The following is a 10,096-nucleotide window of genomic DNA, read 5'->3' as shown; positions in this document are numbered from 1 at the left end:
GACGGCGGCTGGGCGACGGTGCTGCGCTCCGACGATCTCGCAGACCTGCCGGTGGAGAGGGTTGCGGCGGCGCTGCCCTGATGCCAGAGAACAACGTAGCGACCGAGTGTTTCTGCGCCGAGGACCCTGAATGCCCGCCATCACGCTGCCCGACCGGACCGTGCGCCGCTACGACGCGCCGGTCACGGGCACGGAGGTCGCGGCCTCCATCGGTCCGGGCCTGGCCCGCGCCGCCCTGGCGATGAAGGTGGACGGCGCGCTGGTCGATCTCGCGACCCCGATCGACCGCGATGCCGAGGTTGTGTTCGTCACCCGCCGCGACCCCGAGGCGCTGACCCTGATCCGCCATGACGCCGCCCATGTCCTCGCCGAGGCGGTGCAGGCGCTGTATCCGGGTACGCAGGTCACCATCGGCCCGGCGATCGACAACGGCTTCTATTACGACTTCGCCCGCAACGAGCCGTTCACCCCCGAGGATTTCGCGGCGATCGAGGCGAAGATGCGCGAGATCGTCGCCCGCGGCGCGGCGTTCCGGCGGCAGGTCGTCCCGCGCGACGAGGCGGCGGCGCTGTTCGCCGCCAAGGGCGAGCGGTTCAAGGTCGAGCTGATCCGCGACCTCCCGGACGGGGAGGAGATCAGCCTGTACTCCCAGGGCGAGTGGGTCGATCTGTGCCGCGGCCCGCATATGCGCACCACCGCCGACGTGGGCACCGCGTTCAAGCTGATGAAGACCGCCGGCGCCTACTGGCGGGGCGATCACCGCAACCCGATGCTGAGCCGCATCTACGGCACCGCGTGGCGCGACCAGAAGGAGCTGGACGCCTATCTTCACATGCTGGAGGAGGCGGAGCGGCGCGACCACCGGCGCATCGGGCGGGAGATGGACCTGTTCCATCTGGAGGAGGCCGCCGTCGGCAGCGTCTTCTGGCACCCGAAGGGCTGGCGCCTGTACCGCACTGCCGAAAGCTACATGCGCCGCCGCCTCGATGCCGCCGGCTATCAGGAGGTGCGCACCCCGCAGCTGGTGGACCGCGGGCTCTGGGAAGCCTCCGGCCACTGGGAGAAGTTCCGCGAGCATATGTTCGTGGCGCAGGTCGAGGACGAGAAGCGCACGCTGGCGCTCAAGCCGATGAACTGCCCCTGCCACGTGCTGATCTTCCGCCAGGGGCTGCGCAGCTACCGCGAGCTGCCGCTGCGCATGGCGGAGTTCGGGTCGTGCCACCGCTACGAGCCGTCAGGCGCGTTGCACGGCATCATGCGGGTGCGCGCCTTCACCCAGGACGATGCCCATATCTTCTGCACCGAGGCGCAGATCGCCGACGAGACGGTGCGCTTCGCGGAACTGCTGGCCTCGGTCTACCGCGACTTCGGCTTCACCGATTTCCGCGTGAAGTTCAGCGACCGTCCGGTCGTGCGGGCCGGCGACGACGCGACCTGGGACCGGGCGGAGGGCGCGCTGAAGGCGGCCTGCGCCACCGCCGGCATCACCTATGAGCTGAACCCCGGGGAGGGCGCGTTCTACGGCCCGAAGCTGGAGTTCGTGCTGCGCGACGCGATCGGCCGGGACTGGCAGTGCGGCACGCTGCAGGTCGATTTCGTGCTGCCCGAGCGTCTGGACGCCGAATACGTGGGGGAGGACGGGGCGCGCCACCGGCCGGTCATGCTGCATCGCGCCATCCTCGGCAGCTTCGAACGCTTCCTCGGCATCCTGATCGAGCAGTATGCCGGCCGTTTCCCGCTCTGGCTGGCGCCGGTGCAGGCGGTGGTCGCGACGATCGTCTCCGACGCCGACACCTATGCGCAGGAGGTCGCCGCAGCGCTGCGCGCCGCCGGGCTCGCGGTGGAGACGGACCTTTCGAACCAGAAGATCAATGCCAAGATACGCGAACACAGCCTCGCCCACGTGCCGGTGATGCTGGTGGTCGGGCGGCGGGAGGCCGAACAGCGGACCGTCGCCATCCGGCGGCTCGGCGGCGAGGCGCAGTCGGTCATGCCGCTCGACGAGGCGGTCGCGGCACTGGCGGCAGAGGCGCGCCCTCCCGATCTCCGCTAGGCGTGCGGGGCTGTCCCGCTGCGATTAAAAACTTGATTAGCCCTGTAACGGCTTGAACCGGTCGCGTCATCGGGGCAACTGTTACGTGGCCAACCGCCCATCCGTGCAATAGCGACAGGAGATACCCATAGCCCGAGGACCAATGACCGCCCCGCCGACCCGGGACGGGCCGCGCGTGAACGAGGAAATCCGCGCCGCCCAGGTTCGACTGATCGACCAGGACGGCGAGATGCAGGGCGTGATGTCCGCCCGCGACGCCCTCCGCCGTGCCTATGACGTCGGCCTCGACCTGCTCGAGATCAGCCCCAACGCCGATCCGCCGGTGGTAAAGATACTGGACTTCGGCAAGTACAAGTACGAAGCCCAGAAGAAGAAGAACGAGGCCAAGAAGAAGCAAAAAGTCATCGAGATCAAGGAGATCAAGGTCCGCCCCAATATCGATGAAAACGACTATCAGGTGAAGATGCGCGCCATGAAGTCGTTCATCGAGGAAGGCGACAAGGTCAAGGTGACGCTGCGCTTCCGTGGCCGCGAGATGGCGCACCAGGATATCGGCGTACGTGTCCTGGAGCGCATCCGCAACGAGATGGACGGGCTGACCAAGGTCGAGCAGATGCCGCGCATGGAGAACCGCCAGATGATCATGGTGCTCTCCCCGCGCTGACCGGCCGGCCGGCGTCACTCCACGGCCGTGATCCCCGTCAGGCCGCCGGCGTGTAAAGGCCGGCGGCCTGCGCACGCAGGCTGAGCAGACCCGCGACGAGCGCGAGCGTGGGCGCGGCGACCCCGGCCTCGCCGGCCAGCGCCAGCGGCACCGTGAGCAGCGCGTCGATCTCCATCGGCCGCCCGAGTTCGTAATCCTGCAGGATCGACGGCTTGTGGGCGAGTTTGCCGGCGCCGGTCACGATCGCCTCGGCATCCACCCGAATGTCGCGCCCGAGCGCCCGGGCGATCGCCTCTCCTTCCTGCAATACGCGCAGCATGGCCGCGCGCACGCCCGGCACGGCGGCGATCGCGCTCTGCCCGACGCCCGCGAGGGTGCACAGCGGTCCGGTCGCGAGGTTCAGCAGCAGCTTGGTCCAGATGTCGTCGCGTACGCGGCGGCTGACCGGCGCCGCCAGGCCGGCCGCCTCGAACAGCCGGGCGAGGGCGACCAGCCGCGCGCTCTCGCTGCCGTCCGGCTCGCCGAGGATGAGCCGGCTTTTGGGGTTCTCCACCCGCACCACGCCCGGCGCCGTCACCGTGGTCGCCGCATAGACGACCCCGGCCGCCGCGCGCTGCGGCCCGACCCCGTCCCACAGCGCGCCGCCCGGATCGAGTGCGGCGATCCGCCGCCCGTCGAGCGGCCCCCCATGGGCGTGGAAATACCACCACGGAATACCGTTCATCGCGAACACGACCGGCGTCTCCGGCCGGAGCAGCGCGGGCAGCAGCGGCGCGATCGACGCCAGCGCCGGCGCCTTGACCGCCACGATCACCGCGTCCTGCGGCCCGAGCGTCGCCGGATCGTCGGTCGCCGTCGGGTGCACGTCGACCGTCAGGTCCGGCGCCTCCAGCCGCAGCCCCCGCTCGCGGATCGCCGCGAGGTTGGCGCCGCGGCCGACGATCGCGACCTCGGCGCCCGCATGCGCCAGCCGCGCCGCCAGGTGCCCGCCGATCGCGCCGGCGCCGTAGATGCAGACCCGCATGGCCGCGCCCCCCGCTATTGCAGCAGGTCGGCGGCGGCGCGGGCGAGGGCCTGCACGCCGTAGCCGATGCACGCCTCGTCCGGCTGGTAGCCGGAGTTGTGCAGCTTGTCCTGCCGACCGGGCTGCGACGAGCCGACGCGCAGATGAAACGACGGCACCCGCGCGGCCATCAGCGCGAAATCCTCCGCCCCCAGGCTCGGCGTCCGCTCGGTCACCGCCGCCTCGCCGAACTGCCGCCGCACGGCGGCGACGGAACGCTCCAGCATCTGCGCATCGTTGCGGAGCACCGGCACGCCCCGGACATAGGACAGGTCGCAGCCGACCCGCATGCCGGTCGAAATGCCCTCGCACAGCCGGCGGATCGCCGCCTCCGCCCGGTCGCGCACCGGATCATGCAGCGTGCGGACGGTGCCGCTCAGGCTGCACGTGTCGGGGATGATGTTGCGCGCGCTGCCGCCGTGGATCGCGCCGATCGTCACCACGATCGGGTGCAGCGCGCCGGTCTCGCGCGAGACGACGGTCTGCAGCTGCGAGATCAGGGTCGCGGCGGCGACGATCGGATCGACCGCGCCCTCGGGGTGGGCGGCGTGGCCCGACTTGCCGCGCAGCACGATGTCGATCGCGTCCGACGCGGCGAGCGACGCGCCGGGCACGTAGCCGAACGTGCCCACGGGCATGTCCGGGTGATTATGAAAGCCGAGGGCGTAGTCGACCGACGGGTTGTCCATCACCCCGTCCTCGATCATCGCCGCCATGCCGGACAGCGTCTCCTCGGCCGGCTGGAACACCAGCTTGACGCTGCCGGCGAGGGAGGGGGCGAGGTCCTTCAGCAACGCCGCCACGCCGAGCAGGGTGGCGGTGTGCACGTCATGGCCGCAGGCGTGCATCTTGCCCGCCGTGCCGCTGGCGAAGCCGAGCCCCGTCTCCTCGTGGATCGGCAGCGCGTCCATGTCGGCGCGGATCGCCACCACCGGGCCGGGGCGGCCGCCGCGGATCATCCCGACCACGCCGGTGCCGCCGATCCCGTCCTCGTGCGGGATGCCGAGGCGGTCGAGTTCGGCGGCGACGATGCCGGCGGTGCGGACTTCCTCGAAGGCGAGTTCCGGGTGGGCATGGATGTCGCGGCGCACCGCGATCAGCCGGGCCTCGATCGCGGCCGTGGCCTCGCGGATCGCGGCGTCGGTGTCGTTGATCAGGCGCATGCGCGCATCTCCCGTATGGTCCTGCTGCCGGCGCGGCGCGCCGGGCTTGCCTTGCTCGTCAGCAAGCAGGATGCGGGCCGGGGCGGCTTCGCTCAAGCCGCAACCGGCGGCGGCGGCTGGACAGCCGTTATGCGCGCTGCCTATAGACGCCCATGCAAAAGGCGGGGCGATGAGCGAGTCTGCGGTCATTCCGGTGATCCTCTCCGGTGGATCGGGCACCCGGCTGTGGCCGGTCTCGCGCGAGAGCTTCCCCAAGCAGCTCTGGCCCCTGCTGTCGGAGCACTCGCTCCTGCAGGAGACGGCGCTGCGGGCGACCGGGCCGCGTTTCGGCGCGCCGATGGTCGTCTGCAACCAGGAACACCGCTTCCTGATCGCCGAACAGCTGCGCGGCGCCGCCGTGCAGGATGCCCGGATCGTTCTGGAGCCGGTCGGGCGCAACAGCGCCCCGGCCGTCGCCGCCGCCGCCCTTCTGGTCGCCGAGCGCGACCCGGACGCGGTGATGTGGATGATGGCGGCGGACTCGGCGATCGCCGACGTGGCCGCGCTGCATGCCAAGCTCGACCAGGCGGTGGTCGCCGCCCGCGCCGGCCGCATCGTCACCTTCGGCATGCGCCCGACCGCGCCCGAGACCGGCTATGGCTATATCGAGGTCGGTGACGCGCTGGCCGACGCGCCCGGCGTGCACGACCTGCGCCGCTTCGTCGAAAAGCCGGATGCCGCGACCGCCGCGACGCTGGTCGCGGGCGGACGGCACCTGTGGAACTCCGGCATGTTCGTCTTCACCGCCGCCACCATGCTGGCGGAGCTGGAGACGCACGCGCCCGACGTGCTGCGCGCCGTCGCCGACGCCGTCGCGCGCCGGCGGCAGGATCTCGATTTCATCCGCCTCGACCCCGAGGCCTTCGCCGCCTGTCCCAACATCAGCCTCGACTACGCGGTGGCCGAGCGCACGCGCCACGCGGCCGTCGTTCCGGCCGACCTCGGCTGGTCCGATGTCGGCAGCTGGAGCGCGCTATGGGAGATCACGCCCAAGGACGCGCGCGGCAACGTGGCGATCGGCGACGCGCTGCTGGAAAACGCCGACGATTGCTACGTGCGCAGCGACGGTGTGCTGACCGCCGTGGTCGGGCTGCGCGACGTGGTCGTGGTGGTCACCGAGGACGCGGTGCTGGCGATGCACCGGGACCATTCGCAGGACGTCAAGCGCGTGGTCGACCGGCTGAAGGCCGACGGCCGGCATGAGGCGGTGGCGCATAACCGCGTCTATCGTCCCTGGGGCTTCTACGAGGGGCTGATCCGCGGCGACCGGTTCCAGGTCAAGCGCATCAGCGTCACACCCGGCCACAAGCTGTCGCTGCAGAAGCATTTCCACCGCGCCGAACACTGGGTCGTCGTCTCCGGCAGCGCGCTCGTGACACGCGACAACGACGAGGTGCTGGTGCGCGAGAACGAAAGCATCTACCTCCCGCTCGGCTGCGTGCATCGGCTGGAAAATCCGGGCCGCATCCCGCTCACGCTGATCGAGGTGCAGTCCGGCGCCTATCTCGGCGAGGACGACATCGTCCGCCTACAGGACACCTACGGCCGCAACTGACAACAAGGCACGCATGCCCACAGCTCTCGTCACCGGCGTCACCGGTCAGGACGGCGCCTATCTCGCGCAGCTGCTGCTGCAGAAAGGCTATCGTGTCGTCGGCATGATGCGGCGCTCCGCGTCGTCGGACGTGATCGGCGAGCGTCTGCGCTGGCTCGGCATCCTCGACGACGTGGAACTGGCGGAGGGCAACCTCACCGACCTGTCGTCGCTGATCCGCCTGATGCAGACCTACCAGCCCGACGAGGTGTACAACCTCGCGGCGCAGAGCTTCGTCGCGGCGTCGTGGCAGCAACCGTTGCTGACCGGCAACGTCACCGGCCAGGGGGCCGCGAACCTGCTGGAGGCGCTGCGGATCGTGCGGCCGGAGGCGCGCTTCTATCAGGCGTCGTCGTCCGAGATGTACGGCAAGATCCAGGAGCCGCGGCAGAGCGAGCGCACGCCGTTCTATCCGCGCAGCCCCTATGCGGTCGCCAAGCTCTATGCCCACTGGATGACGGTGAACTACCGCGAGAGCTTCGGCCTGCATGCCTCGTCCGGCATCCTGTTCAACCACGAAAGCCCGCTGCGCGGCATCGAGTTCGTGACCCGCAAGGTCACGGATGGGGCGGCGCGCATCAAGCTCGGCCTCGCCCACGAATTGTCGCTCGGCAATCTCGACGCCAAGCGCGACTGGGGCCATGCGCGCGACTATGTGCAGGCGATGTGGCTGATGCTGCAGCAGCCGACACCGGACGACTACGTGGTCGCCACCGGCCGAACGACGACGATCCGCGACATGGTGGCGATGGCGTTCGGCCATGTCGGGCTCGACTGGCAGGCGCATGTGCGCACCAGCGCCAGCCTGATCCGCCCGGCGGAGGTGGACGTGCTGCTCGGCGACCCGGCGAAGGCACGCGAGAAGCTGGGCTGGACGCCGGCGACCTCGCTCGAGGATCTGATCGCCGAGATGGTCGAGGCCGACCTCGCGCGCCACCGCGCGAAGCGCGCCGCCGGCTGAGTCCGGGCCTCATGCCCGAGCGCATCCTGATCACGGGTGCCGCGGGCTTCGTCGGCCGGCACCTGCTGTCCGCGCTGCGCGCCGACATGCCCGACGCGGCGCTGCTGACGCCGGCGCAGGCCGCGTGCGACATCACCGACGCGGACGCGGTGGCGGCGCTGGTTGAACAGGCGCGTCCCACCGCCTGCGTCCATCTCGCGGCCATCGCGGCGATCCCCACCGCGCGGCGCGATCCGCACGCGGCGTGGCGGGTCAATCTGGACGGCACGCTCAATCTCGCGCGCGCCCTCGCGGCCCACGCGCCGGAGGCGACGCTGCTGTTCGTCTCCTCGGCCGACATCTACGGGGCGAGCTTTCGCGCCGGCCATGCGGTGGACGAAAGCGTCGCACCCGCCCCGCTCAACACCTACGCCGCGACCAAGGCGGCGGCCGACCTCGCGCTCGGCGCGCTGGCGGCGGAGTCGGGGTTGCGGTGCATCCGCGTCCGCCCGTTTAACCACACCGGGCCCGGGCAGTCGCCGGACTTCGTCGTCGCCGCCTTTGCCCGGCAGGTCGCGCGCATCGCCGCCGGGCTGCAGCCGGAGGTGCTGCGCGTCGGCGCGCTGGAGCCGCGGCGGGATTTCCTCGACGTGCGCGACGTCTGCGCCGCCTATGTCGCCTGCCTGCGCCGGCGCGACGCGCTGCCGGCGGGCGCCATCCTCAATCTGGCCAGCGGGCATCCGCGCCGGATCGGCGAGGTGCTGGACACGCTGCTCGCCCGCGCCGGGGTGCGCGCGCTGATCGAGTCGGAGGCGAGTCTGCTGCGTCCGTCCGACATCCTGCTCGCCGCCGGCGATGCGACGCGCGCCGCGCGCCTGCTCGAGTGGCGGCCGCGTATCGCGTGGGAGCAGACGATCGACGACGTGCTGGCCGACTGGCGCGCCCGCGTCGCCGCCGGCGAATAGGGCCGGAGCGAGGGCGCCTCAGACCGGCGCGACGGTGATCCGCAGCCCGTCGCGCGGGCGGGGGATCGGCCACATGCGCCACTGCGCGACGTAACCCGGCTCGATCCGCAGCGACACGTTGCGCAGCAGGTGCCAGGCGAAGCACTTGGCCTGCATGTAGGCGAAATGCAGCCCGAGGCACATATGCGCGCCGCCGCCGAACGGCACGTGGGCGAAGCGGTGGCGCCCCGCCGACGCCGCGTCGGTGAAGCGCAGCGGATCGAAACGGTCCGGCTCCGGCCAGATGTCGGGCATGTGGTGGGTGAACAGCGGGTCGATCCCGACGGCGGTTCCGGCCGGGATCGCATAGCCGCCGAACGTGAAGTCGCGCAGCGCGCGGCGCGGTACCGCCGGCACCGGCGGGACGATGCGCAGCGTCTCCTTCAGCGCCATCTCGGTCAGCTTGAGCGCCTCCAGCCGCTCGGCCGTCACCGTCCCGTCGCCGGCATCGATGCTCAGCACCTCCTCGCGCAGCCGCTCCTGCCACTCCGGGTTGGCGGCAAGCAGCCAGACGAAGGCGGTCAGCGACGAGGTCAGCGTGTCGTGCGCCGCCATCATCAGGAAGCTCATGTGGTCGATCACCGACTGCACCGACAGCAGCGCGCCGTCCTCGTCGGTCGCGCGGCACAGATGCGAGAACAGGTCGTCGCCGCCGCGCTCGCGCCGCAGCGGGATCTGGCGTCCGAAATAGGCGACGATGCGCGCCCGTCCCCGCACCCCGCGCCGCATCGCGGTGCCGGGCAGGGGCGCGCGCACCGGCGCGATGGTCGCCGCCACCATCGCCTTGAACGACTCCTGCACGGCATCCGTCTCCGGGCCGATCGCGGCCCCCAGGAACGCGCCGGCGGCGAGGTCGAGCGTCAGCTGCTTCATCGCCGGATAGACCAGCATCGGCCCCGGCCGCGCCCGCCACGCCGCCGTCCGTTCGGCGATGCCGCGATCGAGGGCGGCGAGATAGCCGCGCATCGGCCCGGCCTTGAACGCGACCGACAGGGCGCGCCGGTGCAGCCGGTGCTCGTCGAAATCCAGCATCATCAGGCCGCGCGGGAAGACCCGGTCCATGAAGCGGCCCCAGCCGAGGCTGGACGAGAACAGCCGCTGCGGGTCCATCAGCACCAGCTCGTTGGCCTCCGGCCCGAGCAGCTGCAGCCCGGTCTCGCCCAGGATGTTGGACCGCACCACCCGCCCGTGCCGCGCCGCGCGTTCGGCGAAGAAGCGCTTCGGGTCGCGGATCGCCTCGAACGTGCTGCCGATGATCGGCCAGCCCTCGTCGCCGGGGATATGCGCCAGCGCCCGGCGGGGCGGCGGCGGCGCGATGGGCCGATCGAGCGTCAAGGTCGTCATGCCTGCACCTTCATCCCGCGTGCGGCGAGCATGGCGCCGCGGTCCCGCCCAGGCAAGCGGAGGTCGGCGCGGTGGCAGAGGCCGCGCAGCCAGCCATGCGCCGCGTGGTGGATGCGCGTCTCGGCGTCGAGATGGCGGCCGTGCAGCAGCAGCGGCACCACGATCAGCGGCAGCAGCAGCCACCACCGCCGCAGGCTGAATGCGGCGGGCGGGCTGCCGGCACAGAGCGCGA

At 71.3% G+C, this 10,096-nt stretch carries 9 protein-coding genes; 5 read left to right on the top strand and 4 right to left on the bottom strand.

Translation table 11 applies throughout. The features are described from left to right. Window positions 1-130: 130 nt before the first annotated feature. Both thrS and infC read left to right on the top strand, forming a co-directional pair. Complete coding sequence (gene thrS / locus B8460_RS11995; protein WP_048861836.1) at window positions 131-2,053, top strand: threonine--tRNA ligase; 1,923 nt, start codon at window positions 131-133, stop codon at window positions 2,051-2,053. A 142-nt stretch (window positions 2,054-2,195) separates the two neighbouring features. Further along, window positions 2,196-2,717, top strand: coding sequence for a translation initiation factor IF-3 (infC, locus tag B8460_RS11990; protein ID WP_048861835.1), 522 nt, complete (start codon window positions 2,196-2,198; stop codon window positions 2,715-2,717). A 37-nt stretch (window positions 2,718-2,754) separates the two neighbouring features. Here the strand turns inward: infC and B8460_RS11985 are convergent, their stop codons facing one another. Then, a complete protein-coding gene (locus tag B8460_RS11985) occupies window positions 2,755-3,741 on the bottom strand; it encodes a ketopantoate reductase family protein (protein WP_048861834.1) in 987 nt (328 codons plus the stop codon). 14 nt (window positions 3,742-3,755) lie between these two features. Beyond that, window positions 3,756-4,943: a M20 metallopeptidase family protein gene (locus B8460_RS11980; RefSeq protein WP_048861837.1), complete on the bottom strand. Its 1,188-nt coding sequence runs from the start codon at window positions 4,941-4,943 to the stop codon at window positions 3,756-3,758. Between the two features lie 169 nt (window positions 4,944-5,112). Between B8460_RS11980 and B8460_RS11975 the strand changes: the two genes are divergently transcribed. The 3 genes from B8460_RS11975 to B8460_RS11965 are packed head-to-tail and all read left to right on the top strand — an operon-like array spanning window position 5,113 to window position 8,481. Next, window positions 5,113-6,537: a mannose-1-phosphate guanylyltransferase/mannose-6-phosphate isomerase gene (locus tag B8460_RS11975; protein ID WP_048861833.1), complete on the top strand. Its 1,425-nt coding sequence runs from the start codon at window positions 5,113-5,115 to the stop codon at window positions 6,535-6,537. Between the two features lie 13 nt (window positions 6,538-6,550). Next, a complete protein-coding gene (gene gmd / locus B8460_RS11970) occupies window positions 6,551-7,537 on the top strand; it encodes a GDP-mannose 4,6-dehydratase (RefSeq protein WP_048861832.1) in 987 nt (328 codons plus the stop codon). Between the two features lie 11 nt (window positions 7,538-7,548). Next, window positions 7,549-8,481 (top strand): NAD-dependent epimerase/dehydratase family protein, encoded by a 933-nt coding sequence (locus B8460_RS11965; protein WP_048861831.1) that lies wholly within the window; start codon window positions 7,549-7,551, stop codon window positions 8,479-8,481. Between the two features lie 18 nt (window positions 8,482-8,499). Here B8460_RS11965 and B8460_RS11960 read toward each other — a convergent pair whose 3' ends face one another. Together B8460_RS11960 and B8460_RS21920 are read right to left on the bottom strand one after the other, a co-directional pair. Next, window positions 8,500-9,864, bottom strand: coding sequence for a cytochrome P450 (locus B8460_RS11960; protein ID WP_048861830.1), 1,365 nt, complete (start codon window positions 9,862-9,864; stop codon window positions 8,500-8,502). Beyond that, on the bottom strand, window positions 9,861-10,096 hold a 236-nt coding region (locus B8460_RS21920), incomplete at its 5' end, for a hypothetical protein (protein WP_048861829.1). The genes B8460_RS21920 and B8460_RS11960, both read right to left, overlap by 4 nt.

Origin of the sequence: Acidisphaera rubrifaciens HS-AP3 (assembly GCF_000964365.1) — a bacterium.
GTDB classification, from domain to species: Bacteria; Pseudomonadota; Alphaproteobacteria; order Acetobacterales; family Acetobacteraceae; genus Acidisphaera; species Acidisphaera rubrifaciens.
Note: the sequence above shows the minus strand (reverse complement) of the source record. Positions and strands in the feature narration are given on the sequence as shown.

What these genes read in the sequence shown, in the direction of transcription:
- B8460_RS11980 (WP_048861837.1), bottom strand. Translation starts at nt 4,943, where the DNA reads ATGCGCCTGATCAACGACACCGACGCCGCGATCCGCGAGGCCACGGCC.
- thrS (WP_048861836.1), top strand. Translation starts at nt 131, where the DNA reads ATGCCCGCCATCACGCTGCCCGACCGGACCGTGCGCCGCTACGACGCG.
- B8460_RS11985 (WP_048861834.1), bottom strand. Translation starts at nt 3,741, where the DNA reads ATGCGGGTCTGCATCTACGGCGCCGGCGCGATCGGCGGGCACCTGGCG.
- infC (WP_048861835.1), top strand. Translation starts at nt 2,196, where the DNA reads ATGACCGCCCCGCCGACCCGGGACGGGCCGCGCGTGAACGAGGAAATC.
- B8460_RS11965 (WP_048861831.1), top strand. Translation starts at nt 7,549, where the DNA reads ATGCCCGAGCGCATCCTGATCACGGGTGCCGCGGGCTTCGTCGGCCGG.
- B8460_RS11960 (WP_048861830.1), bottom strand. Translation starts at nt 9,864, where the DNA reads ATGACGACCTTGACGCTCGATCGGCCCATCGCGCCGCCGCCGCCCCGC.
- gmd (WP_048861832.1), top strand. Translation starts at nt 6,551, where the DNA reads ATGCCCACAGCTCTCGTCACCGGCGTCACCGGTCAGGACGGCGCCTAT.
- B8460_RS11975 (WP_048861833.1), top strand. Translation starts at nt 5,113, where the DNA reads ATGAGCGAGTCTGCGGTCATTCCGGTGATCCTCTCCGGTGGATCGGGC.